The following is a 619-nucleotide window of genomic DNA, read 5'->3' as shown; positions in this document are numbered from 1 at the left end:
TTTGAGCGTAATATATTCCTGTTAAAATATGTTGTAAGTCTTCATGTTTAATTATCTCCTCAAGAAGATATTGGCTAAAATTACCACCTAACAAAATAATAGTAGTATCTGTGCGACCTGTTAAAGCGATAATATCAGGAAAATAATCACTAGAATTATTAATTACGTCTAGCAATTGAGGACAAATATTTTCATTAGCAGAAGCGCTTATTAATTTCTGTTTTAAATCCTGCCAAGAATAAAAGCTAACTTTATCGGCAAGAAGATAACGAAATAATGGAGTCTCCTGCCATTCGGTTACAAGTATCCCCTTCTCGTGTGTCTCAAGAAAAGCATCTTTAGGGGTGAAGTGAAAAAAATCAGGTATCGAATTGTTAAACCCTAAACGACTTGCAACAACGGGATTTTGGTATAAGATTTTTCTCAAACAAATGGAAGCTAAAGATTCTGTACCTAAAATTCCTGTATCTGCACTACCATAAAAAGAATATAAAAAAGGCTTTTCGGGGCTAACTTGAGCTTGATTTTGTAAATTAATCCTAAAATTTTCAGGAAAAGATTCCCCCGTAACAATATAACGTAACTTATGAACAGGTAAGTCATAACCTAAATATTTTGC

The 619-nt window shown here is 32.8% G+C and carries 1 protein-coding gene; it reads right to left on the bottom strand.

Annotated elements, in window-relative coordinates:
- Positions 1 to 619 (bottom strand): hypothetical protein (locus tag FWJ34_RS19465; RefSeq protein ID WP_308256977.1); only part of this gene is annotated, 619 nt, incomplete at both ends.

Origin of the sequence: Geminocystis sp. GBBB08 (assembly GCF_016743215.1) — a bacterium.
Taxonomy (GTDB): Bacteria; Cyanobacteriota; Cyanobacteriia; order Cyanobacteriales; family Cyanobacteriaceae; genus Geminocystis.
Note: the sequence above shows the minus strand (reverse complement) of the source record. Positions and strands in the feature narration are given on the sequence as shown.